Origin of the sequence: Cupriavidus sp. D39 (genome assembly GCF_026627925.1) — a bacterium.
GTDB lineage: Bacteria > Pseudomonadota > Gammaproteobacteria > Burkholderiales > Burkholderiaceae > Cupriavidus > Cupriavidus ulmosensis.
Window position 1 is genome coordinate 4,270,898 of the sequence record NZ_JAPNLE010000009.1, and the last position, 24,042, is coordinate 4,294,939.

The window sequence follows — 24,042 nt, forward strand, 5'->3', positions numbered from 1 at the left end:
CCAACAAGTTGTGGCACGCGCTGCGATTTAGCAGCGCGGTGCAATAGTAGGTTCTACGCCGGACAACAGCCACAGGCCGTTTTGCTGGCGGAATTGCAGCGTGGTTGCTACGCACTGCGTGTCTGCGTTGGTGCCATTGGTGCCATTGGTGCCGTTGCTTGCGCTGCTGCCACGGCCGCCTGGGGCGGGACGGGGCGCGAAGAAGCGGGCATCGAGGCGGCGCAGCCGCTTGTCGTAGCGGATCTCGTCGATACGGCCGCTCACCCAGAAATCGATCTTGGGCGGCAGCTGCGCGGCCGAGTAATACGTCTTGATCTGCCTGCGCACCCGCCCGTTGACGGTCTCGGTCTCGACCCACGAGAGTGGGTAGCGGATCGCGCTTTCATAGGCGCGCAGCGGCACGCGGTGCCAGCCCAGGTCCTTGGAGCCCGACAGATCGCACGAGAACGTGCGCACCAGCTGGGTCCATTGGTCCAGTGAGTTGTTCGGGCCGAAAGCACCATGCCAGTGCCGGTCGATCGCCTGCTGCAGGGCCTGCGGATTGGCCTCGCACACATTGGACAGGTCGGCCGGCAGGTATAGCACCTGCGGGCTCGGCATGGACGCGGTGGCCTGGGCGGCGCCATGCGCCCCCAAGGCCAGCAGCGCCAGGGCAGCGCCTCGGCATAGCGCGCTGCGCGCTGAGCGGGTCATGCGGTGGCCTCTCGGTCGCACATCGGGAAGCCGAGCGACTCGCGCGAGTCGTAGTAGGCCTGGGCCACCAGCCGCGACAGGTTGCGGATGCGGCCGATGTAGGCCGCGCGCTCGGTGACCGAGATCGCGCCGCGCGCGTCCAGCAGGTTGAAGGTGTGGGCGGCCTTGAGCAGTTGCTCGTAGGCGGGCAGCGGCAGGCGCTTGGCGGCGTCCGCCGGTGCGGCCTCCCCGGCTTGGGCGGCATCCGGCTTGGCCTCGGCCGCGCCCATCAGGCGCTTGGCCTCCGCCTCGTGTTCCGCGAAGTGGCGGAACAGGATCTCGGTGTTGCTCTGCTCGAAGTTGTAGGTGGATTGCTCCACTTCGTTCTGGTGATAGACGTCGCCGTAGGTCAGGCGGCGGGTCTTGCCGTTTTCTTCCCACTCGGTCCACACCAGGTCATAGATGTTCTCGACCTTCTGCAGGTACATCGCCAGGCGTTCGATGCCGTAGGTGATCTCGCCGGTGATGGGCTTGCAGTCGATGCCGCCGACTTGCTGGAAGTAGGTGAACTGCGTGACTTCCATGCCGTTGAGCCAGACTTCCCAGCCCAGGCCCCAGGCGCCGAGCGTGGGGTTCTCCCAGTCGTCCTCGACAAAGCGGATGTCGTTCTGCTTGAGGTCCAGGCCCAGCGCTTCCAGCGAGCCGAGGTACAGCTCCAGGATGTTCTCGGGTGCGGGCTTGAGCACCACCTGGTACTGGTAGTAGTGCTGCAGGCGGTTGGGGTTCTCGCCATAGCGCCCGTCCTTGGGGCGGCGCGACGGCTGCACATAGGCGGCTCGCCACGGTTCCGGGCCGATCGCGCGCAGGAAGGTATGCACGTGCGAGGTGCCGGCGCCGACCTCCAGATCGATAGGTTGCAAGAGTGCACAACCCTGCCGGTCCCAGTAGGCCTGCAGGGTGAGGATCATTTGTTGGAAGGTCAGCATAGGCGAAGACTAGTAAGGGCCTGCACGCAGGCCAGCAAGCAAGGGCGGACGGCGTGGCGGCAAAGTTGCCGCAGCGCCTCACGAAGATCGTGCCAAACCCCGAATTCTATCGGTTTTTTGCCGCCGCCAGCCATCGGCACGGCCCTTGCATGGGTCAGGGCGTCCAATCCCGCCCGCGGGGCTGGCATGTGGTGTCGGCGTTTTGCAACGAATCGGGTAAACACCGAAGGGAGCTAAAGGCTTGCCGGATACTGGTCGTTAGCGTTTTTGTATACAGTATTAGGCAGAGCTGTGCATAACAGCCGCAACCGTTTGAATCAATCCAGTTACGGGGACACCGGTCATGTCGCTACTTTCTCGCAAGCCCTATCTCGTTGCCATCGTCGTGATGATTGCCGTCGCCTTGCTATCGGTAGCAGCGGGGGCGTCTGCCTGACGACTGGCCCGGCCGCCGTCAGCCCTGCTGGCGGCGGCGCCAGGCCGCCAGTGCCAGCACCAGCAGGCATGCCGCCAGCGCCGGCATATTGCCCCACCGCACGTAGGGGTGAATCCCTGCGTGCCCTGCACATTGGCGGTGAGCGTGCCGACGGTGAAGGTCGGCAGTTGTCCCGCCACCACGCCGTCTGGCGTCACCACGGCCGTCATGCCGGTATTGGTCGAGCGCAGCATCGGCCTGCGCGTTTCCAGCGCGCGCATGCGCGAGATCTGCAGGTGCTGGTCCAGCGCGATGGTGTCGCCGAACCACGCCAGGTTGGTCACGTTGGCCAGGATATTGGCCGGCACCTTCTGGCTGCGCAGGGTCTCGGCGATTTCCTCGCCGAACAGATCCTCGTAGCAGATGTTGGGCGCCACCATGATGCCGCGCACCGGCAGCGGCGTCTGGTCCAGCCCGCCGCGGCGGAAATCCCCTAGCGGCATCTTCATCATGTCCACGAACCAGTGGAAGCCGAAGGGAATGAACTCGCCGAATGGCACCAGGTGGTGCTTGTTGTAGCGGTACAGCCGTTCGGTCAACGGGCCCAGGCCAAAGACACTGTTGGTGAAATCGACCGGCGAGTCCGCGCCGGCTGCACCGAACAGCACGGTGGTGCCGCTTGCCACGGTGAAGTCGCGCACCGCGATGGCGATGTCCACCGGCAGGTCCTGCAGGATCACCGGGAATGCGGTCTCGGGCGTCACCACCAGATCGGCAGGGGCGGCCGTGATCAGGTCGCGGTACAGCTCGAGCGAGCGCTGCACGCCGACCGGCTCGAACTTGATGTCCTGCGCCACGTTGCCTTGCAGCAGCCGCACCGAAATGGGCTTGCCGGCAGGCGTGGTCCAGGCGATCGGCACCAGCGCGGCGCCGGCCAGCGGCAGCGCCACGGCCGCCGCCAGGGCGAGCATGCCGGCACGCATGCCGCGCGGGTTGGCGCCGCCACGGCCAAAGCCGCGTACGGCGGCCACCAGCAACGCAGCCACCGTCGCGGCCAGCGCGCCGATGCCATAGACGCCCACCAGCGGCGCAAAGCCGGCCAGCGGGCCATCGGTATGGGCGTAGCCGCTCGACAGCCAGGGAAAGCCGGTGAAGACCACGCCGCGCAGCCATTCCGACAGCCCCCAGGCCGCGCCAAAGGCGAGCGGCGCGAGCAGCGTCAGTGAGGTTGTCCGCGTACGGCGGGCAGTCAGCCAGTGCCAGGTGGCGGCGGCCAGCGCCGGATAGAGGGAGAGGAAGGCGGCGAACAGCAGCACGGCAAGCAATGCCATCCACGCTGGCATCTCGCCATAGACGTGCATGCTGATATAGAGCCACCAGATGCCGGAGAGGAACCAGCCGAGGCCGAAGGCGTAGCCGGTAGCGGCCGCGCCACGGGTGCGCGGCGCATCAGCGACCAGTGCCACCAGCCCCGCCAGCGACAGCAGTTGCAGCCACCACCATGTGTGCGGCGCGTAGGCCTGGGTATGGGCCACGCCCAGCACGGCAGCCAGAACCAAGCGGGGCAGGCTTACGCCGCGCGCGTCGTCGCGTCCGGCGCTGGTGGCGCCGGACCATGCCTGGAGCACGCGCCTCATGCGCCGTCCATGTCGGGTGCGGTGAGCGCAGGCTCGCGGCGCACCAGCAGCAGGTGTGCCTGCCGGGCGTCGGCGCGCAGGACTTCGAAGCGCATCGGCGGCAGCATCACCACTTCGCCGCGATGCGGCACATGGCCCAGGTGGTTGCTCAGCAAGCCGCCCACGGTATCGACGTCGTGATCCGAAAATTGCGTGCCGAAGGTTTCGTTGAACTGCTCGATCTCGGTCAGTCCATGCACGCGCCAGCTGCCATCGGGCAGCTGCACGATGTTGTCATGGTCTTCGTCGAGATCGAACTCGTCCTCGATGTCGCCCACGATCTGCTCCAGCACGTCCTCGATGGTGACCAGGCCGGCGATGCCGCCGTACTCGTCCACCACCATGGCGATGTGGTTGCGGTTGATGCGGAAGTCGCGCAACAGGATATTGAGGCGCTTGGACTCGGGAATGAACACCGCCGGGCGCAACGTCTCGCGCAGGTCGAACTCCTCGTCGGTGTAATACCGCAGGAGGTCCTTGGCGAGCAGGATGCCGATGATGTTGTCACGGCTGCCCTCATAGACCGGAAAGCGCGAGTGCGCTGTCTGCCGCATGAAGGGAATGAAGCTCTCCGGCGCGTCGGCGATATTGACGGTGTCCATCTGGCCACGGGGGACCATGATGTCGCGCGCGGTGAGTTCGGATACCTGGAACACGCCTTCGATCATGGAAAGCGAGTCGGCGTCGATCAGGTTGCGCGCATGCGCATCCTGGAGCACCTCAAGCAATTCGGCACGGGAGTCGGGCTCGGGAGAGATGAAATCCGAGAGCCGTTCGAGCAGGGATCGGGGACGGTCGGCTGACTTCGAACTGGGATAAGGGTCGTTCATGGCGCGACGAGCGCGGGGTGGATATCGGTTGAAGGATACACTAAAAGGGTTTGGGGGCTGTGACTTGGGGGTGACGGGGGAGGTTTGGCGGTGTTTGAAATTGCAACTGCAACTTCAACGGCTTAACGTCAAGGGCAACTGCAACTGCAGTTTCACCACCCCTGCGGGGCGGCGACCTACTTTTTTGTCTTGCCAAAAAAGTAGGCAAAAAGGCGCGCCGGATGGGGCGACTACCCTCGGGATTCGACGAAAAGAGCGGCCGGGACCCAAACTCGCATCGCCTTAAGGCAATACTCAGACATGGGTCCCTCTTTTCCGCTCTTTTCGTCGAATCCCGAGGCGCCCCATACGGCCTAGGTGAACCTTGACGGCTCGCTTCGCATCGCGCTTGGGTGATTCCCGCCTGACGGGCGGGAATCACGGCTACACCTAGTCTCTGATTTTAACGTTGCCGTCTGCCTGGTACGGATCTGCGAAGCCCAGGGCTTGCAGGGTTTCCGTTTCGATGGCTTCCATTTCTTCCGCCTCGGCATCTTCCTCGTGCTCGTAGCCTTGCGCGTGCAGCACGCCGTGCACGATCAGGTGCGCATAGTGCGCTTCTAGCGACTTTTTCTGCTCACGGGCTTCCTGCTCTACTACCGGGCAGCACAGCACGATATCGCCGCTGACCGGGTCCGACTCGTGCTCGGCATAGGCGAAGGTCAGGACATTGGTCGCGTAGTCCTTGCCGCGGTAGCTGCGGTTCAGGCTGCGGCCTTCTTCTTCGCCGACAAAGCGGATGGTCAGTGTGGCATCGGCGTACAGCGCCGACTTGGCCCAGGTTTGCACCTTGCGCTGGGTCGGCAGGCCGCGGCGGGCCTTGAGGCCGTCGCCATATTGCAGCGCCAGTTCCAGCGATGGCGGCGTGGCGGGGGTGCCGGTGGTGGTGACCACGGGCGTGGCGGTCACGGCGACCGAGAGGGCGTCGTGGTTGTCCGGGCGCACCAGCAGGCCGGCCTGCTGGCGGTCGTCGGCGTGCTCGGCCAGCAGCGCGACCACGCCGTCGGCAGCTTGCGACAGGTCCACGGTGACGCTGCGGCCGTCAGGCAGTTGCACGCGCAGGGCGTGTGCCTGGGTCTTGCGCGCGCGGCCTTCGGCGTCGAACAGGATCAGGCTGGCGGAGGAAGAGGATTTTGCGTTCACGATTTGGCGTTTGATTAAGCGTCTCGATGTTGAGCGTGATATTCGTCGTAGGCATCGACGATGCGCGCCACCAGCGGATGGCGTACGACGTCGGTGCTGGTAAAGCGGGTCATGGCCACGCCGCGCACTTCGCGCAGCACGTGCTGGGCTTCCACCAGCCCGCTCTTCTGCCCGCGCGGCAGGTCGATCTGGGTGGTGTCGCCAGTGATGACCGCCTTGGAGCCAAAGCCGATCCGGGTCAGGAACATCTTCATCTGCTCGGGCGTGGTGTTCTGCGCCTCGTCCAGGATGATGAAGGCGTGGTTCAGCGTGCGCCCGCGCATATAGGCCAGCGGCGCGACCTCGATCATCTGGCGCTCGAACATCTTTTGCGTGCGGTCGAAGCCGAGCAGGTCGTAGAGGGCGTCGTACAGCGGCCGCAGGTAGGGGTCGATCTTCTGCGCCAGGTCGCCGGGCAAGAAGCCCAGGCGCTCGCCGGCTTCCACCGCGGGGCGCGTCAGCACGATGCGCTTGACCGAGTCGCGCTCGAGCGCGTCCACGGCGCAGGCCACCGCCAGGTAGGTCTTACCGGTGCCGGCCGGGCCGATGCCGAGCGTCAGGTCGTGCGCCAGCACGTTGCGCAGGTAGTCGCGCTGCATGGGCGTGCGCCCGTGCAGGCCCGCGCGGCGCGTGTGCAGCACGGGGGATTCGTCATCGTCGCCCCCGGTATCCGCGCTCGCGCCGTCGGGCACATAGCCGCCGTGCGCGGCGACCTGGCGCGCCTCGACCAGGCCGAGCTGCACGTCGTCGATCGACAGGGCGGTGCGGGCGTTGTTGTAGAAGCGCTCGAGTGCCGCCGCCGCGTCGCGGGCGTAGGCGCCGCGAACGGTCATGCGATGGCCGCGGCGCTGGATGGTGACGTCGAGCGCCTGCTCGATCTGGCGCAGGTTCTCGTCAAGCGGCCCGCATAGGTTCTGCAGGCGGGCGTTGTCGTCCTTGGGGGCGACGAATTCGGCTGAGGGAATTTTCATCTGGGTACGAGTGGCGGCATCAGGCGGCATCAGGCTTGGATTACTGGCGCACTACGATTTCGCCGCGCAGCGAATGCGGAAAGGCTTCGGTAATGGCCACGTCCACCATTTCGCCGACCATGCGGTCGCGGCTGGCCTGGGGCACGCCCGGCAGCGCGAAGTTCACCACGCGGTTGTTTTCGGTGCGGCCGTGCAACTCGGTCGGGTCCTTGCGTGCCGGGCCTTCCACCAGGATGCGCTGCACCGAGCCGACCATGCCGGCGCTGATGCGCTGCACGTTCTCCTCGATGGTGGCCTGCAGGCGCTGCAGGCGGCGCAGCTTGACCTCGGCCGGCGTGTCGTCGGCCAGGTTGGCCGCTGGCGTGCCGGGGCGCGGGCTGAAGATGAACGAGAACGAGGTGTCGTAGCCGATCTCCTCGATCATGGCCATCAGCTTTTCAAAGTCCGCCTCGGTCTCGCCGGGAAAGCCGATGATGAAGTCGGATGACAGCGACATGTCCGGACGCAGTGCGCGCAACTTGCGAATGATGCTCTTGTACTCCAGCACGCTGTAACCGCGCTTCATCGCAATCAGGATGCGGTCGGAGGCGTGCTGCACCGGCAGGTGCAGGTGGTTGACCAGCTTCGGGCAGCGCTCGTACATCTCGATCAGCCGCGGCGTGAACTCCTTCGGGTGGCTGGTGGTGTAGCGGATGCGCTCGATGCCGGGGATCTCGGCCACGTATTCGATCAGCAGCGCGAAGTCGGCGATTTCGCTGGTACCGCCCATGGCGCCGCGATAGGCGTTGACGTTCTGCCCCAGCAATGTGACTTCGCGCACGCCTTGCTCGGCCAGGCCGGCGACTTCCGCCAGCACATCTTCGAACGGGCGCGAGACTTCCTCGCCGCGGGTGTAGGGCACCACGCAGTAGCTGCAGTACTTGGAGCAGCCTTCCATGATCGAGACAAAGGCGCTCGGGCCTTCCACTCGTGCCGGCGGCAGGTGGTCGAACTTCTCGATCTCGGGAAAGGAGATGTCCACCTGCGAGTGGCCGGTCTGCTGGCGGCGGTTGATCATGTCGGGCAGTCGGTGCAGTGTCTGCGGGCCGAAGACCACGTCGACATAGGGCGCGCGCTTGACGATGGCGGCGCCTTCCTGGCTCGCCACGCAGCCGCCCACGCCGATCACCAGGTCCGGCTTGACGGCCTTGAGCGCCTTCAGGCGGCCCAGTTCCGAGAACACCTTCTCTTGCGCTTTCTCGCGCACGGAGCAGGTGTTGAAGAGGATGACGTCCGCTTCTTCCAGCGTGTTCTGTCTTCTCCATGCCCTGGGTGGCATGGAGCACATCGACCATCTTGTCCGAGTCGTACTCGTTCATCTGACAGCCGTAGGTTTTGACGAAGACTTTTTCATGGTGCCGATCTCAGTGGTTGACCTGGGGGCATCAGGGTTTTATGGGGACTAAAGAGCATCCGGGCCTCGGCGCGTCGCCGCGCCCCGGAATACGGCTATTGCACTATTGCGCTGCTTTCTGTTCCTGCTCGCTCAGCACCCAGGCCGTCAGCAACTGGCCGTAGAGGTCGAGCTTGAACCGCACCGGCAGCTTCTGGCCGGCGACCGCCCCGATGGGCAGCAACTGGTTATCCGTGCCGAACAGCCGCAGGCCCGGCGCCACGCCAACGGTCTTGCCGTCCAGCGTGGCCGACTGTGGCGCGCTGGGCGACTGCGCGGCGAGCACCAGCTTGGCCTTGGCCGCGTCGGCGGGGATCACGCGCAACGCCTGCTGCGCATGCGCCGTTGCCGGCAGCAGCGCGGCCGACAAGGCAAGCGATGCGGCTAGCAGGGTTGCCCGCACCAAGTCGAAAAGGGCAGGGCGCGCGGCACGGTTGGCTGGCATGGAGGCTCCGGCGGGAAACGGTTCGGAAAACGAAAGCGATGCGGGTCTTCTTCCCGGCGGCGCGGGCCGGGCAACCTAACATTCTACCCGGTCGCCCGCCTTGCGCGCGGCGCTAGAACAGCCCGGATGCTTCCTGCAGCACACGCTGCTTGGAGACCGTGCCCATCAGCTCGCGCCCGGCCGTGTCGCGGATCAGCGGGATCCGGTTGAGCGCGTGATGGGTGAACAGCCGCATTGCGTCGGGCAGGCGGGACTCCGGCGTCAGGGTTGGGAAATCGCGCTCGCACAGCGCGAGCAGTCCCGCGTGCGGCTGCTCGCGCAGCGCGCGCTGCACCGCATGGATCGACAGCGCGCCCAGCAGGCGACCATCCGGCCCAACCATATACAAATAGCGCGTGCCGGTCTCGGCGAACTTGTCGCTGGCCTGCTCCAGCGTGGCCTCGGGGCCGATGATGGTGTCGGTGGTGTCGCACAGCCCGGCCAGCGTCAGCGCGCGGGCCCGGTCGGCCGCGGCCGAGGCCTGCGTGCGCTCGGCCACCACGCTGTACAAGGACAAGGTCTGGCAGCGCGATGCGGTGTAGTAGGCCGCCGCCGCGCCGATCATGCCCGGCAGCAGCAGCGCCGGGGCCAGTGTCATCTCGAACACCATCAGCACCGACATCAGCGGCGCCTGGCTGGTGGCGGCCAGGAAGGCGGCCATGCCCACCAGCGGCAGCAGTGGCGCGCCGCTGCCGCCCGGCACGGCGGGCGCCAGCAGTTGCCCGAGCGCGGCGCCGACGAACAGCGAGGGGTGAACACGCCGCCCACCGCGCCCGAGCCCATGCTGAGCACGGTGGCCACCAGCTTGGCCAGCAGCACGGCCACCAGCGGCACGCTCAGCGGATGCGCCTGCAGGATCGACTGGATGGTGTAGAAGCCATTGCCCACCACCTCGGGCACCCAGATCGCCAGCACGCCCACCAGGGCGCCGCCCAGCGCCAGGCGCGGCACGAAGCCGCCTGGCACTCGGGCAAAGGCGCGCTTGGCCAGGCTGGAGGCGCGCATGAAGAGGGCGCCGGACACGCCAGCCAGCACGCCCAGCAGCACGGCCGACAGCAGCATCGGCGGCTGCAACAGGTCGGACGGCACACTGAGGCCTGGATAGAGCGGCTGCAGGCCACCATGCAGCTGGCTGACCACGGTGCCCGCCACGGAAGCCAGGAACAGCGGCATCAGGCGCTGCACCGCCACCGCGCCAAAGACCACCTCGGCCACGAAGACCGCCGCCGACAGTGGCGTGTGATATACCGAGGCCAGCCCGGCGGCGGCCGCGCAAGCCGTGAGCATGCGCCGCAGGTTGGTGTCGCCGTCCGGCCCGCTGCCGGCGCGCGCGGACGGAAACACCGATCCGCACAGGGCCGCGAGCTGGATCATCGCGCCTTCCTTACCCACCGAGCTGCCCGTGACGATGGAGCAGAACGAAGACAGCGCGCGCAGCAAGGTAATGCGCACCGGCAGTCGCCCGGTGCCGCTGGCAACCGCTTCCATATAGTCGGAGACGCCGGGCCGCGCGGCGTTGAGCTTGGCTGCCGCCGTCAGCAGCAAGCCCGCGATCACGCCGCCAAGCGTCGGGATCGCCACCCGCCAGATCAGTGCGAGGCCCGCGAATACCGTGACGATATCGGCGTGCGTGCCAAACATCACGTAGCCGCTGGCGTCCAGCGCTTCCTTGAACAGGGTGGTGACAATGGCCGCGGCAATCCCTACCGGGATGGCAGTAAAGAGGGTGACTTCCTGGTCTTCGATGAATCTGAACCGCATCGTGTCGGCATCCGGGGGCTGGGATGGGCTGGGCTGGGCTGGCGCGCGCCCGCGCGGCGCGTGGGCTCGGCCAGGCAGGGGCCAGGCGAGGGATGGCCGCCATCATAGCGCAGCGGCGCCAGCGTCCCTTGGGGCGCCGCGTGCGCGTGAAAGCGCCAGGCTGGTACACTAGCGGTCTTTCCTCCTAAAGAAGCGGGGGCAGTCGCCTCGCTTCGCCGGTCGGTATTTCCGGTTTTCGGTTTTCTCACTCACGTCGCCCCCGCGATTGGCGCACCACATGCGCAAAGGGCGGCCGAAGCGTCAATTCATGTCTTTTTCCGAACTTGGCTTGTCCGACAAGCTTATGCGTGCCGTGGCCGAACAGGGCTATACCACGCCGACTCCGATTCAAGCGCAGGCGATTCCCGCCATCCTGAAAGGGGGCGACCTGCTTGCCGGCGCGCAGACCGGCACCGGCAAGACGGCCGGCTTCACGCTGCCGCTGCTGCAACTGCTGTCCGAATCCTCGGCCGGCCGCGAACCCGCACGTGGACAACGCTTGCCGGTACGGGCGCTGGTCCTGACCCCGACCCGCGAACTGGCAGCGCAGGTGGAAGAAAGCGTCCGTAACTACGGCAAGTACCTCAAGCTGCGCTCCATGGTGATGTTCGGCGGCGTGGGCATCAACCCGCAGATCGAACAGCTCAAGCGCGGTGTCGATATCGTGGTGGCCACGCCCGGCCGCCTACTCGATCACCTGTCCCAGCGCACCATCGACCTGTCGCACGTGGAAATGCTGGTGCTGGACGAAGCCGACCGCATGCTCGACATGGGCTTCATCCACGACATCCGCAAGATCCTCAACGTCTTGCCGCCGAAGCGCCAGAACCTGCTGTTCTCGGCTACCTTCTCCGACGAGATCCGTGGCCTGGCCGACCGCCTGCTGGACAACCCCGCCTCCATCGAAGTGGCGCGCCGCAACACCACGGCCGAAACCGTGGCGCAGCGCGTCTACCCGGTGGACCGCGAGCGCAAGCGCGAACTGCTGGCCCACCTGGTGCGCGAGAACGACTGGCACCAGGTGCTGGTGTTCACCCGCACCAAGCACGGCGCCAACCGCCTGGCCGAGCAGCTCGACAAGGACGGCCTGTCGGCGCTGGCCATCCACGGCAACAAGAGCCAGTCGGCCCGCACGCGCGCGCTGACCGAGTTCAAGGCCGGCACGCTGCGCCTGCTGGTGGCTACCGATATCGCCGCGCGCGGCATCGACATCGACCAGCTGCCCCACGTGGTCAACTACGACCTGCCCAACGTGCCCGAAGACTACGTGCACCGTATCGGCCGTACCGGCCGCGCCGGCGCCGAGGGCGAGGCGATCTCGCTGGTCTGCGTGGATGAAATCTCGCTGATGCGCGATATCGAGCGGCTGATCAAGCGCCAGATCGAGCAAACCATCTTGCCGGGCTTCGAGGTGGATCCGAGCATTCCGGCCGAGCCGATCCAGAAGGGCCGGCAGGCACGTGGCCAGGGCCAGGGCAATGGTGGTGGTGGAGGTGGCCGTGGCCGCGGCCAGGCACCTGCCGGCGGCCAGCCGCGCGGCCGGGCACCGGCAGCGGATGCCGGCGAGCGCCAGCAACGTCCGGCCCGCGCGCCGCAAGGCCGCAGCCCGGCTCCGGCCGCGGCTGACGGGCAAGGCCAGCGCCGCGCGCCGCAGGGCAGCGGCCGTCCGGCTTCGGCCGGGCAAGGCAGCCCACGTAATGGCCAGGCCAATAGCCAGGCCAACGGCAATCGCACCGCCGGCAACGGCAACGCCAATGGCAACCGCAGTGGCGAGGCCAATGGCAACCGCGCCGCTGGCAACGGCAACCGCGACCGCAATGGCGATGTCAACGGTAACCGCGCTGGTGCCAACGTCAATGGCAACCCCCATGCCGCGCAGCCGCGCACCGGACAGGATCCCGCGGCACGCGGTCGCCGCCCTGCGCCGCAAGCCGCGCTGCTTGGCGGCCAGCGTGCCAAGCCTACGCGCTAACTCCCCAACGTTCCCCAACGGCGGCCACGCGCAATGTCCAGTTCAGGGTTTGACCTCCAGGTGCCTGGCGACGGCGGCACGCCCGCCGATGACGGTGGCGTGCCCTACGCCAGCCTCACGCCGGACTTGATGCTGGATGCGATGGAGGCCGCGGGTTTCGAGCCGGACGGCCGCCTGCTGGCGCTCAATAGTTATGAGAACCGGGTCTGGCAGGTGGGGATCGAAGGCAGCGCGCCGGTGGTGGTCAAGTTCTACCGCCCCGGCCGCTGGAGCGACGCCGCTATCCTGGAAGAACATGCCTTCGTGCAGCAACTGGCCGATGCCGAGATTCCGGCGGTGCCGGCCATCGCGCGCGACGGCGCCACACTGCTGGCGCACGCCGGTTTTCGCTTCGCGGTGTTTCCCCGCTGCGGGGGACGCGAGCCGGAGCTGGATCGTGCCGACACGCTGACCTGGCTTGGCCGTTTCATCGGCCGCATCCATGCGGTCGGCGCCACGCGTCCTTACCAGGCGCGCCCCACCATCGACGTGGACACCTTCGGGGTGGCCCCGCGCGACTGGCTGCTGGCGCAAGACTGTATTCCCCTGGAACTGCGCCCGGCCTGGCAGGCGGTTGCCGATCTCGCCGTGGATGGCGCTCGCCGCTGCTTCGAGCGCGCGGGCGACGTGGCGCAGTTGCGGCTGCATGGCGATTGCCATCGCGGCAATGTGTTGTGGATCGAGGAGTCCCAGGCTGGCACGCGCCCGCCCGGGCCGCACTTTGTCGACTTCGACGATAGCCGCATGGGACCGGCCGTGCAGGATCTGTGGATGCTGCTGGAGGGCGACCGCGCCGCCATGCAGGGCCAGATGGCCGACATCCTGGCCGGCTATGAGGATTTCGCGCAATTCCAGCCGCGTGAGCTTTACCTGATCGAGGCGCTGCGCACGCTGCGTCTGCTGCATTACAGCGCCTGGCTGGCCAGCCGCTGGCGCGATCCGGCCTTCCCGGCGGCGTTCCCGTGGTTTGGCACTGCCCGCTACTGGCAGGACCGCATCCTCGAATTGCGCGAGCAGGTCGCGCTGATGGACGAGCCACCGCTCTGGCCGGTCTGACCCGGCACCGGCCAGCCCAGGCCGGCTGCCTTACTTCTTGCCCGAGGCCTTGACCAGGACTACCGGGCACGGCGCGTGCGCCAGCACCCGTCCCGCCACCGAACCAATCACCGCATCGAAGAACGCGCCGCGGCCATGCGTGCCCATGACGATGCCTTGCGCGCCCACGCTGGTGGCGTAGGCGACGATGCGTTCCGGCGCGAAGCCGTGCAAGGCATGCTGCTCTACGGCGATGCCGGCGGTGGCGAGGATGTCGGCCACGGACTTCATGGCCTTGCCGCTTTCTTCCTGGTGCCAGGCGTCGATGGTTTCCTTGTTGACGAAGGCGCGGACCTGCCCGGTTACCTCGGGCGTCACGTGGACCACATGCACGGTGAAGCCGCGTTGCAGCAATTTGCCTTCGGCGATGAAGCGGGCAGCTTCGTCGGAAAACGGCGAACCGTCGGTGGCGAGCACGATATTGGTCATGGCGGCTATCTCCTGTAATGGCTGTAATCGTTGCGGCATGGCGGCCCCGGCCTGGGTGGCTCGCGGGCGGTCACTACGATCATCATGGCACCCCACGGGCGACCTTGCCTGGATCCAGATCAATTCGGGCGCAATCGCCGGCGCCCTTCATGGACCTCCATCTCCCCGTTTTGACAGGTTTTTTGCACCGCGCCGGGGGCATCTCAGCGCCTTTTTGACGCGCCGGAACCTACCCTGCAGATAGGAAAACTCTGTCGGATGTTCCGGCTTGCCGCCATGTGGATCTACTATCGGCTGGCGATCGGCGCGTTGGCCATGCTCGCGCTGATGCTGCTTTTTGCCATGGAATTCGGGCTGGCCAGTGCCATTTCGCGGCGCGAAGAGGGCTTTTCGCAGTCGCCCGACGAGCAGGGGCCCTGAGGGCGCCTGCGCAAAGCCGGGCACAATGAAGGCGCGCCGCCAGGAGCGCCGTGCGTGGACAAGTTGCATGGAGCGGTTCAGACTGCCGGTGCGGGCCGCGCGGCTGTCTTGCGGCCCGCCCGCCGTATCCGTCGCCATGCACTTTCCTATCCAACAAGAAACATGAGACTACGTTCCCGTGCCCGCGCGCCTGGCAGCGCGCGGCATTCCGCGCCCCTGCATACCGATTCCCGCTCCCACCGAACCCCTTGCGCACCGCGGTCTGCATGACCGTGTGCACCGCCCTCGGCGCCGTGCTGCTGGCCGCGGGCGCGCATGCCGCCACGCTCGACAGCACGCAGCTGCAGCAGCAGGCCGACCAGGCCGCCGCGCGCAGCTACCGTGAATGGGTCGAGCTGCTGGCGCTGCCCAACGACGCCACCGTGCCCGCCGATATCCGGAAAAACGCCGACTGGCTGGTCAAGGCCTTCGCCCGGCGCGGCTTCCAGGCGCGCGAGCTGCCCAACAACGGCAAGCCCATGGTCTACGCCGAATATCCCGCCGGCGCGCAGCCAGGCGCCGGCCCGCGCAAGACCGTGTTGTTCTACATGCATTTCGACGGCCAGTCGGTGACGCCTTCGCAGTGGGCGCAGCCCAGCCCGTGGGAGGCTACGCTCAAGGCGCGTAGCGCCGATGGCAAGTGGGAAACACTGTCGCTGGAGAAACTCTATGGCGGCCAGGTCGATCCCGAGTGGCGCGTGTTCGGCCGTTCCTCGTCGGACGACAAGGGTCCCATCGTGATGTTCCTCGCGGCCATGGATGCGCTCAAGGCTGCCGGAGCGGACCCCGCGGTCAATATCAAGGTGCTGCTGGACTCCGAGGAGGAGAAGGGCTCGCCGTCGCTGGGCAAGGTGATCGCAGACAACCTGGCGCTGCTGCGCAATGACGGCATGGTGATCTTCGATGGCCCGATGCACCAGAGCAACCAGCCCACGCTGATCTTCGGCAACCGCGGCGTGTTGCTGGTGCAGCTCAAGGTGTTCGGCGCCAGCCAGGGCCTGCACAGCGGCCACTACGGCAACTATGCCGCCAACCCCGCGCAGCGGCTGGCGAGCCTGCTCGCCTCCATGAAGGACGATGAGGGCCGCGTCACCATTCCCGGCTACTACAAGCCGGTGAAGATCGACGAACGCGCGCGCCACATCATGGCCGCCGTGCCCGATGACGAAGCCGCGCTGCGCCGCCGCCTGGGCATCGCGCGCGCCGAGCGGGTTGGCGCCAACTACCAGGAGGCCATGCAGTACCCCACGCTGAACGTGCGCGGCATGGCCGCCGGCGATGTGGGCGAGAAGGCCCGCACCATCATTCCGGAAGTGGCGGTGGCCGATATCGATATCCGCACCGTGCCGGAGACCAGCCCCGAATCCCTGTTCGCGCTCGTCAGGCAGCACGTGGAAAAGCAGGGCTACCACCTGGTCAAGGGCGAGCCCACGGATGACGATCGCGCGCGCTATCCCAAGCTGGCCTCGGTCACCGCGGGCGAGGTCTCGGCCTCCAGTTCCGCCGCGCGCACGGACCTGTCGGCGCCCATCAGCCAGTGGCTCACGCAGGCCATGCAGCAGTCCTACGGCAAGGCGCCGGTGCAGATCCGCATGATGGGCGGCACCGTGCCGACCGGCGCGGCGGTGCAGGCGCTGCAGGCGCCGTTCGTGATCGTGCCGCTGGTCAATGCGGACAATAACCAGCACAGCTACGACGAGAATATGCGGCTGGGCAACTACCGCGATGGCATCCGTACCGTGATGGGTATCCTGCAGACACCGTTCAAGTAAGACCCAACGCCACAGGCGCCGCGCATCCGCCGGGACGCGGCGGCGCCTGCCTGATTCCTCATCAAATCACGGGAGATAACGAGATGACGCAAGCCAAGCAAGACCCCGCCGCCTACGCGCAAACGCCGGCCTTCGAAGCCGGCCGGCAGGTACGTTCGGAAGTCATGGGAGAGCAATACGTGCAGCGCGCGTTCGACGCCGCGCAACAGCAGGGCGATGTCGGCCTGCAGCAACTGGTGACGGAATTCGCCTGGGGCACCGTGTGGACGCGCGAGGGCCTGGATCGCAAGCAGCGCAGCCTGGCTACGGTATCGATGCTGATCGCGCTCAACCGGCCGCAGGAACTGACCGGGCATCTGCGCGGCGCCCTGGCCAATGGCGTGACGCCGCAGGAATTGCGTGAACTGGTGGTGCACAGCGCGGTGTACTGCGGCTTTCCGGCGGCGCTGGACGCCGGGCGCAAGCTGGCCGAAGTGCTGGAAGCTGCCAACGTGAAGGGCTGAGCGGGCGGTCGCAAGCGGGGATAGGCTCGGGGAAGGTTCACGGCCGCTTCGGGCATCCGGAATCATGCCGGAATGCGGCGAGATAGGGGCGTTCCCCCGGGGTGGCATTCATGCCATCCCTAACGCTGCAGCGCCTGTGCGGCAAAAGTCACCAACCATCCGCTGCCCAGGCAGGCGGCGATCCATCCGGCGAGGATCAGGGCGGTGTCTTTGATGGTCATGATGGCTTCCTGCTGTCTGTACTGTCTGTGCTGTCTTGCTTGATGCTCACACCGAGAAACCGAACGGATAGTCGTGCTTGACCGTGCGGGCGCCGTCGCTGAAAGCATCGACCTTGCGCGCGCCGTCGGTATAGGCGTCGGCCGTGCGGTGCACGTAGCCGTAGTTGTCGCCGGCATGGGTGCCGCGGGCGTCCGCGGCAAAGGCGGAGTTCAGGGAGAGCAGGGCGGTGCCGGCGATGGCGGCAGCGAGGAACAGGCGGGCGGTGGTGATTCTCATGATCTATCTGCCTTGTTGAAATTGGGAGAAGGTGTTCCGTCTCCATGTGACAAAGGATAGATCTGGCGAGGGATCGATACGGGTCCTTGTATCGTATTCGATATTCAAATTTTTGATTAAGCGTCCCGGACAACCTCAGGCGCCTGCCGGAATGCCTGCCGCGCCGCAAAATCCTGCGCCGCCGCCAGCAGCCAGGTCCGCAGGCGCGACATGGCGTCGCTCATCGGCCGTGAGTCCGGCGCCACCAGGTAGTAAGCGCGCTGCGAGCGCATGGCCTGCGCCACCGGCATCACCAGCAAGCCCAGCGCCAGGTACTCCTCCACCAAGAAGCGCGGCACCAGGCCCACGCCGAGCTTTGCGCGGGCGGCGCTGATCACCATGCTGTGGTGGTCATAGCGCGTGCCGCGCATGGCGTTGACATCGGCCACGCCGGCCGCCTCCATCCAGTTCTTCCAGTCCAGCCTGCGCGTCGACAGATGCAGCAAGGGCGCCTGCGCGATCCGCTCGGCGGTGACCGGCCCCTCGCCGGCAAACAGCTCCGGATGGCAGATCGGCACCGATTCCTCGTCGAACAGCGGGTCGGCTCGGCCACCCGGATAGTTGGCTTCGCCGTAGTGGATGGCGGCGTCGTATGGCGTGCCGTCGAACAGGAACACATCCGCCTGCGCGCTGAAGTTGACCACCACCTGGGGATGCTGCGCGTAGAAGGCGGGCAGGCGCGGAATCAGCCATTCCACTGCCAGCGTCGGCACGCAGGCCAGTTCCACGATACCGCCCGCGCCCTCGTGCGCCATGATATCCAGCGTGTCGCGCTGCAGCTTTTGCAAGCTTTCCCGCACCTGATAGCCATACAGCGAGCCGGCCGGGGTCAGGCTGACGCGCTGGTTGGCGCGGTGGAACAGCGCCACGCCGAGCTGGCTCTCCAGCGTGGCGATCTGGCGCGAGACGGCGCTCTCGCTCAGGCAGAGCTCCGCCGCCGCCCGGCGCAGGTTCTGGTGGCGGGCGGCGGCTTCGAAAGCGCGCAGGCTGCTGAGGCTGGGAATGCGGGAGGCGCTCATGGGGCGAGTGGCAGGGGGCGGTTGACTTAGGCATCGCGCTGGTGGCTCACATTGATGCATGGAAGTCAAGTCATCATCCTATGCGTAAATCTCGCTTGATGTAAAAAAGTTGATGACTAAAAATGCCGAACTCCCGGAATGTTACCTATATGCCTTCCGGCGTTCCCCGCCCCCCAAGAGACTAGAGACGGGACATCACAACCAATAAGGAAACGAGGAGACCGGCATGAATCGACTGCTTCGCATCATCGGCCATTGCGGCATTTCAATGGGTTTGCTGGCCATGACCGCGGCCACGGCCAGTGCGGACGACTTCCCCAACAAGCCGGTCCGCATCATCGTGCCGTACCCGGCCGGCGGCACCACCGACATGGTGGCGCGCATGATCGGCGACCAGCTCACCGTGATGTGGAAGCAGCCGGTGCTGGTGGACAACCGTCCCGGCGCCGGCGGCATCGTGGGCACCGGCGTGGCGGCCAAGTCGCCGGCCGATGGCTACACGCTGCTGATGGGCTCGGTCGGCGAGTTCGGCATCAATCCCACGCTGTACAAGAAGCTGCCCTATGACGCCGCCGCGGACTTCGTGCCCGTGTCGCTGGTGGCCAAGGTGCCCAACGTGGTGGTGATCTCGCCGGCGTTTGCCGAGCGCGCGCGCGTCACAACGCTGGCGGAGTTCATCGCCTACCTCAAGGCCAATCCCGCCAAGGTCAACATGGCCTCGGCCGGCAACGGCACTTCGACCCACCTGGCGGGTGAGCTGTTCCAGCGCATGACCGGCACGCAGATGAGCCACGTTGCCTACAAGGGCAGCAGCCCGGCACTGGCCGACCTGATGGGCGGCAGTGTCGACGTGATGTTCGACAACCTGCCCGCATCGATCCAGTTCGTCCGTGCCGGCAAGCTCAAGGCCCTGGCGGTCACCTCCGCAGCCCGTTCGGCGGCGCTGCCCAATGTGCCCACCGTGGCAGCCGCCGGGCCGGTCGACGGCTTCGACGCCAGCCCATGGTTCGGCCTGTTTGCGCCCAAGGGCCTGCCCGCTGCGATTGCGCAGAAGATCAGCCGCGACCTGGCACGCGCCACCAGCGATCCCGCCATCCAGGCCAAGCTGCGCGAGCAGGGCGCCGAGCTGGCGCCGAACTCGCCGGAAGCATTCGCCGAACTGGTCCGCAACGACCGCCGCAAGTGGGGCGAGATCGTCAAGCTCTCCGGCGCCACCGTCGACTGATCGACTGATCTCCCACCGAGCATCCCATGAGCACGCCAGTCCATCCGTACGCGTTCGCGCCGGCCATGCGGGAGCCGCAAGGCTCGCCCATTCGCGAGCTGTTCCCCTACATGAGCTTGCCGGACATGATCTCGTTCGCGGGTGGCTACCCGTCGCCGGCCAGCTTCGATGCCGCCGCGCTGCAGGATGCCGCGAGCAAGGTCATGGCCACCGATCCCGCGCAATGCCTGCAGTACGGGCCGACCGAGGGCATGCCAGCGCTGCGCCAGGCGCTGTCCGCGCTGATGGCGGAGCGCGGCACGCCGTTGCCACCCGAGCGGATCGTGGTGACTTCGGGCTCGCAGCAAGGCTTCGACCTGCTGGTGCGGGCCTTCGTCGCGCCGGGCACGCCGGTGTGGGTGGAAACGCCCACCTATCCCGCCGCCGTGCAGGCGTTGCGGCTGGCCGGCGCCGCCGTGCGCGCCATCCCCTCCGACCAGGACGGGCTGTGCGTGCAGGCGCTTGCCACCATGCTGGCGGACTGCCCCGATGCCGAACGTCCGCGCCTGCTCTACCTGGTGCCCACCTTCGCCAACCCGAGCGGGCGCACGCTGGCGCTGGCGCGCCGCCGCACCTTGCTCGCGCTCGCCGCGCAGCACCGCATCGTGGTGGTGGAAGACGATCCCTACGGCAGCCTGCGCTTTGACGGCGAGCCGCTGCCCTCGCTGCTGTCGCTGGCAGCGCAGGATCCCGCGCTGGCGCCTTGGGTGATCTACCTCGGCAGCTTCTCCAAGACCATGGCGCCCGGGCTGCGCCTGGGCTGGATGGCCGGGCCCGCCGAAATCCTGCGGCGCGCGGTGATCGCCAAGCAAGTCTGCGATCTGTGCACCTCGCCATGGCTGCAGCTCGCCATGGCAAGCTGCCTGGCGGACGGCCTGCTGCCCCGCCAGACCGCGCGCATCATCGACCTGTACCGCCACAAGCGCGACCTGATGGTGCGGGCCCTGACCGATGCCTTCGGCGCCGCGCTGCGCAGTGAAATCCCGCAAGGCGGCATGTTCCTGTGGTGCGAGATCGACGGCGTGGCCGACGCGGCGAGCCTGCTGCCGCACGCCATCGCGGCACGCGTGATGTATGTGCCGGGCGCCAGCTTTGGCGTGGATGTCCAGCGCTCGGCCGCGCTGCGGCTATCCTTTGCCACCGCGTCCGATGCGCAGATCGTGGAAGGCGTGGCGCGCTTGCGGCGGGCGGTGGTGGCCAGCCAGGGCGGCGCGGCGCTGGCCGGCTGAGCCGCGGCTCGTTTCACGCGGGACGCGCTGTGGCCGTGGGCAGCGCTATGGGATACTGAAGCTTCCGTTCAGCTACCTAGCGCCATCCATGGCGCCGCCCCATGCCCGCCCTCTGGCCTCAAGACGCCTGGCCTCATTCCGGCTTCGACCCCGCCGCGCGCGACAGCGACGGCCGTCTGCTGGTCAGCGACCACCTGCTGCGGATGTGGTGGCACCGCCCCGAGGTGGCACCGGTGGAAGCCTCGTGCGATGCAGAGCGAGCGCTGCATGCGGCGCTGATCGCCCAGCCGCGGCGGGTGGTGCCGGCCAGCGAACTCGCCGCCTTGCAAGATGCCGACGCCCGTGACAACTACGGCGTGGTGCTGGCCATGCGCGAGCGCCTGCTTGCCGCACCGACCATCGAGGCGGCCTATCTGGATATCTTCAGGGAGGGCAATGTCAGCGTGCCGCCGGTCTTTATCGACCAGCTCGCGCACCTGATCGTGCATGGCATCCTCTATGGCAGTGACAACCCGGACCCGATGGAGTGGCGTGCCGCGGAGTTGTTCTCACGCGCGCAGAAGGTATCGCTGCAGGAAGGCGGGGTGATGCTGGCAGATGCCGACACGGTCGAGCTGTACGCGTCGGGCAGTGTCTACGGCGAGCTAGGCCGGATGCTGGCCGAAGCGCAGATTCCGGCGCGCAAGGTGGAACTGGATGTGCTGGATCGCGATAACGCGCAGGCTTACTGGGGGCGCAGCGAGCGCCACGACACGGTGATCCGCTTTGCCAGCGGCAGTGCGGCGCTGGGGGCGTTCAGCCGCGTGATCGCACGCTGGGTGCGGCATTTCTTCGGGGTGGAGGTGGCGGTGATGCCGCTGTCCGCGATCGAGGACCGGCAATGGGCCTGGCATATCGGGCTGGACGCGCAGGCCACGCTGTTGCTCAATGACCTGTATCGCGGCGTGGAGCTGGAGCCGGAGCGGCAGCGGCGCATCTTGTCGCTGTTCCGGCTGGATTTTGCCGATCCATCCGTGGTCAGGCCGGATGTGGCTGGCCGGCCCGTCTACCTGGCGGCGGCGATGAACGAGGCCGGGATCCTCAAGGTGAAGCCGCAGAATCTGCTGCTGAACCTGCCTCTGGCCTCGGTCTCGTAGCCGTTGGCCGTAGTAGCACCACGACCAGCAGTAGCAACCACGTGCGCGCCATCAACGGCGCCATTCGCGGTCGTGATCGCGCTCATGGCCGTGTTCGTGCCACTCGCGCTCGCGCCAATCATGCTCGCGCCGATCGCGTTCACGCCACTGTTGCTCGCGCCATTCGCGTTCGCGCCAGGCGCGCTCGCGCACACCGGCGCCGTAGTAGCCGGGGCCGTAGTAACCAGGGCCTGCCACTACCACGGGCTGGGGTTGCACATACACCGGGGCCGGCTGGTAGACCGGAGCCGGCGCGACAAACACCGGGCCGGGCACGCCGATGCCGATGTCCACATCCACGCGCGCGAATGCGGCGCTGGAAGCAAGGCCTGCAACAGCAGCAATGGCGCAAAGGGTGGCAATTTTCCGCACGGGGGACTCCGGTTAGTGATTGGCTCCACTGTAAGCCGGCGCGCCGATGTCAGGTATTAGCGGGGTAATACAACTGTGTCTTCTTGTAACGTTTGATGCTTAATTTCCACAGTACCCTTGCTGTGTGGCATGGCTGGTGGCATCACGCGCTGCGCCACTGCAGCCGCCTTCCCAGCCACGGCGCCAGCGCCGACGTTGCCACTCCCAGCGCAATCAGCGCCAGCCCGGCCGACAGATCCGCCGAGATCCGCTCCTGGAACGCCACCGCCGAGACCACCAGCCCGATCAGCGGCACGCACAGCATGGCGATCGAGGTGGCGGCAGGCGGCAAGGCCTGCGTCATGTTCAGCACCACGATAAAGGTCAGCGCGGTGGCCAGCGGCCCGGTGTAGAACAGCAGCGGCCAGATTTCCGGCGCCGAGAGGAAGTGGGGCGCGCCGTCGCGCAGCAGCGCCAGCACCACCAGCGGCACCGAGGCCACGGCGGTCTCCCACGGGATCATGTCCGCGCCCAGGCGCACCGTGCGGTTGGCGCGCAGCTGGATGATGCTGAGCGACCAGGCCAGCGACGCGCCGAGCAGCATCACCAGGCCCACGGCGGTATGCAGCTGCCAGTCCCGCACGGCCGGGGCGACCATCAGCGCGATGCCGGCATAGCTCAGGCCGGTGGCGATCCACTGCGGGCGCGACAGCCGCTCCTTGAGCACCAGCGACGACAGCGGAATCACCCATACCGAGGTGGCATAGGCGATCACCGAGGCCCGGCCCGGCGGCACGTACTGCAGCGCCCACAGCGCCAGCGCGGTGAAAGCTGCCATCTGCAGCAGGCCCACGCCGATCACCAGCGGCCATTCCTGCCGCGTGGGCAGGCGCAGCCGGCGCAACGCAGCCAGCACGAGGAAGCTGATGGCGGCGGCCGAGACAAAGCGCGCGGCGGCAAACCAGAGCGGGCTGACGTGGGTCAGGCCCAGCTTCATGACCGGCCAGTTGCCGCCCCAGATCGCCACGGCGCAGGCGAGGGGAATAAACCGGCGCCATCCTTGTTGTGCTTGCATGCTTCGACTCGACTCTTGGACCAGGTTGTCCCGCCGCCACGAGATGGGAGGGGATGCTGGAAAGTCTACGGTTTATTGCGCCGCAGCAAAAACCGAAGGTAGCTGCAGATTCCTGCCGTTGCGGCATAGAATGCTGTTATTCGTAAAAACAGGAGCGCAACGTGCTGGACATCGACCTGGATGCCACGGATATCCGGATTCTCAACGAGCTGCAGCGCGACGCCAGCCTGACCAATGTGGAACTGGCCAGCCGCGTCAACCTGTCGCCCTCGCCCTGCCTGGCGCGGGTCAAGCAGCTGGAAAAACAAGGCGTGATCTCGCGCCGCGTCACGCTGCTCGACGCGCGCCGGCTTGGCCTGAAGGTGGTGGTGTTTATCCAGATCTCGCTGGACAAGCAGCGCCGCGAAACCTTGGACGCCTTCGAGCGGCGCATCACCACCCTGCCGCAGGTGATGGAGTGCTACCTGATGTCGGGCGATGCCGACTACCTCCTGCGCGTGGTGGTGGCCGACGTGGAAGCGCTGGAGCGGCTGATCATCGACCAGATCACGCGCATTCCCTGCGTGTCCAGCATCCGCTCCAGCTTTGCGCTCAAGCAGGTCCTGTACAGCACGGCATTGCCGCTCGGGTAATGCC

General features: G+C 67.0%; 21 protein-coding genes and 3 pseudogenes. 9 read left to right on the forward strand and 15 right to left on the reverse strand.

Annotated features, from left to right (window positions below; genetic code table 11):
- Positions 1-27 precede the first annotated feature (27 nt).
- The 10 genes and pseudogenes from OMK73_RS31960 to OMK73_RS32005 all read right to left on the reverse strand — a co-directional run.
- Positions 28-693, reverse strand: a complete 666-nt coding sequence (locus OMK73_RS31960) for a hypothetical protein (protein WP_267605541.1) — start codon at positions 691-693, stop codon at positions 28-30.
- Positions 690-1,658, reverse strand: coding sequence for a glycine--tRNA ligase subunit alpha (glyQ, locus tag OMK73_RS31965; RefSeq protein WP_267605542.1), 969 nt, complete (start codon positions 1,656-1,658; stop codon positions 690-692). Before glyQ ends, OMK73_RS31960 begins: the two co-directional genes overlap by 4 nt.
- Positions 1,659-2,112: 454 nt before the next feature.
- Positions 2,113-3,710, reverse strand: a pseudogene (lnt, locus tag OMK73_RS31970) (apolipoprotein N-acyltransferase).
- On the reverse strand, positions 3,707-4,579 hold the full coding sequence (locus OMK73_RS31975) for an HlyC/CorC family transporter (protein ID WP_267605543.1): 873 nt from the start codon (positions 4,577-4,579) through the stop codon (positions 3,707-3,709). Before OMK73_RS31975 ends, lnt begins: the two are co-directional and overlap by 4 nt.
- 429 nt (positions 4,580-5,008) lie before the next feature.
- Complete coding sequence (gene ybeY / locus OMK73_RS31980; protein ID WP_420715617.1) at positions 5,009-5,761, reverse strand: rRNA maturation RNase YbeY; 753 nt, start codon at positions 5,759-5,761, stop codon at positions 5,009-5,011.
- 14 nt (positions 5,762-5,775) lie between these two features.
- A complete protein-coding gene (locus OMK73_RS31985; protein WP_267605544.1) occupies positions 5,776-6,771 on the reverse strand; it encodes a PhoH family protein in 996 nt (331 codons plus the stop codon).
- Positions 6,772-6,811: 40 nt separating this feature from the next.
- A pseudogene (miaB, locus tag OMK73_RS31990) lies at positions 6,812-8,129 on the reverse strand (tRNA (N6-isopentenyl adenosine(37)-C2)-methylthiotransferase MiaB).
- Between the two features lie 138 nt (positions 8,130-8,267).
- Complete coding sequence (locus OMK73_RS31995; protein ID WP_267605545.1) at positions 8,268-8,648, reverse strand: hypothetical protein; 381 nt, start codon at positions 8,646-8,648, stop codon at positions 8,268-8,270.
- A 112-nt stretch (positions 8,649-8,760) separates the two neighbouring features.
- Positions 8,761-9,297, reverse strand: a complete 537-nt coding sequence (locus tag OMK73_RS32000) for a CBS domain-containing protein (RefSeq protein ID WP_420715686.1) — start codon at positions 9,295-9,297, stop codon at positions 8,761-8,763.
- Positions 9,280-10,448: pseudogene (locus OMK73_RS32005) on the reverse strand (ClcB-like voltage-gated chloride channel protein); the annotation flags it as partial. The pseudogene OMK73_RS32005 and the gene OMK73_RS32000, both read right to left, overlap by 18 nt.
- Before the next feature lie 307 nt (positions 10,449-10,755).
- Between OMK73_RS32005 and OMK73_RS32010 the strand changes: the two are divergent.
- A complete protein-coding gene (locus OMK73_RS32010) occupies positions 10,756-12,459 on the forward strand; it encodes a DEAD/DEAH box helicase (RefSeq protein WP_267605548.1) in 1,704 nt (567 codons plus the stop codon).
- Between the two features lie 33 nt (positions 12,460-12,492).
- On the forward strand, positions 12,493-13,554 hold the full coding sequence (locus tag OMK73_RS32015; protein ID WP_267605549.1) for a serine/threonine protein kinase: 1,062 nt from the start codon (positions 12,493-12,495) through the stop codon (positions 13,552-13,554).
- A gap of 30 nt (positions 13,555-13,584) precedes the next feature.
- On the opposite strand, the gene OMK73_RS32020 is transcribed toward OMK73_RS32015, so the two are convergent.
- On the reverse strand, positions 13,585-14,022 hold the full coding sequence (locus OMK73_RS32020; protein ID WP_267605550.1) for a universal stress protein: 438 nt from the start codon (positions 14,020-14,022) through the stop codon (positions 13,585-13,587).
- 258 nt (positions 14,023-14,280) lie between these two features.
- Between OMK73_RS32020 and OMK73_RS32025 the strand changes: the two genes are divergently transcribed.
- The 3 genes from OMK73_RS32025 (at position 14,281) to OMK73_RS32035 (ending at position 16,756) form a co-directional block, all read left to right on the forward strand.
- Positions 14,281-14,442: a hypothetical protein gene (locus OMK73_RS32025; protein WP_267605551.1), complete on the forward strand. Its 162-nt coding sequence runs from the start codon at positions 14,281-14,283 to the stop codon at positions 14,440-14,442.
- A gap of 266 nt (positions 14,443-14,708) precedes the next feature.
- Positions 14,709-16,253 (forward strand): M20/M25/M40 family metallo-hydrolase, encoded by a 1,545-nt coding sequence (locus tag OMK73_RS32030; RefSeq protein WP_267605552.1) that lies wholly within the window; start codon positions 14,709-14,711, stop codon positions 16,251-16,253.
- An 83-nt stretch (positions 16,254-16,336) separates the two neighbouring features.
- Positions 16,337-16,756: a carboxymuconolactone decarboxylase family protein gene (locus tag OMK73_RS32035; RefSeq protein WP_267605553.1), complete on the forward strand. Its 420-nt coding sequence runs from the start codon at positions 16,337-16,339 to the stop codon at positions 16,754-16,756.
- 267 nt (positions 16,757-17,023) lie between these two features.
- On the opposite strand, the gene OMK73_RS32040 is transcribed toward OMK73_RS32035, so the two are convergent.
- Both OMK73_RS32040 and OMK73_RS32045 read right to left on the reverse strand, forming a co-directional pair.
- The gene (locus OMK73_RS32040; RefSeq protein WP_267605554.1) at positions 17,024-17,254 is read right to left on the reverse strand and encodes a hypothetical protein; all 231 of its coding nucleotides are present in this window, start codon (positions 17,252-17,254) and stop codon (positions 17,024-17,026) included.
- Positions 17,255-17,370: 116 nt separating this feature from the next.
- Positions 17,371-18,312, reverse strand: coding sequence for a LysR substrate-binding domain-containing protein (locus OMK73_RS32045; protein WP_267605555.1), 942 nt, complete (start codon positions 18,310-18,312; stop codon positions 17,371-17,373).
- A gap of 268 nt (positions 18,313-18,580) precedes the next feature.
- Between OMK73_RS32045 and OMK73_RS32050 the strand changes: the two genes are divergently transcribed.
- From OMK73_RS32050 to OMK73_RS32060, 3 genes are all read left to right on the forward strand, one after another.
- Positions 18,581-19,537, forward strand: coding sequence for a Bug family tripartite tricarboxylate transporter substrate binding protein (locus tag OMK73_RS32050; protein ID WP_267606590.1), 957 nt, complete (start codon positions 18,581-18,583; stop codon positions 19,535-19,537).
- 26 nt (positions 19,538-19,563) lie between these two features.
- The gene (locus OMK73_RS32055) at positions 19,564-20,805 is read left to right on the forward strand and encodes a PLP-dependent aminotransferase family protein (protein WP_267605556.1); all 1,242 of its coding nucleotides are present in this window, start codon (positions 19,564-19,566) and stop codon (positions 20,803-20,805) included.
- A gap of 101 nt (positions 20,806-20,906) precedes the next feature.
- Positions 20,907-21,941 (forward strand): DUF6352 family protein, encoded by a 1,035-nt coding sequence (locus tag OMK73_RS32060; RefSeq protein ID WP_267605557.1) that lies wholly within the window; start codon positions 20,907-20,909, stop codon positions 21,939-21,941.
- A gap of 51 nt (positions 21,942-21,992) precedes the next feature.
- Here the strand turns inward: OMK73_RS32060 and OMK73_RS32065 are convergent, their stop codons facing one another.
- Positions 21,993-22,352 (reverse strand): hypothetical protein, encoded by a 360-nt coding sequence (locus OMK73_RS32065; RefSeq protein WP_267605558.1) that lies wholly within the window; start codon positions 22,350-22,352, stop codon positions 21,993-21,995.
- Between the two features lie 142 nt (positions 22,353-22,494).
- Positions 22,495-23,406 carry a DMT family transporter gene (locus tag OMK73_RS32070; RefSeq protein WP_267605559.1) on the reverse strand — a complete coding sequence of 304 codons (912 nt, stop codon included), beginning with the start codon at positions 23,404-23,406 and terminating at the stop codon, positions 22,495-22,497.
- A 161-nt stretch (positions 23,407-23,567) separates the two neighbouring features.
- Between OMK73_RS32070 and OMK73_RS32075 the strand changes: the two genes are divergently transcribed.
- On the forward strand, positions 23,568-24,038 hold the full coding sequence (locus OMK73_RS32075; RefSeq protein WP_267605560.1) for an Lrp/AsnC family transcriptional regulator: 471 nt from the start codon (positions 23,568-23,570) through the stop codon (positions 24,036-24,038).
- Positions 24,039-24,042: the final 4 nt, after the last annotated feature.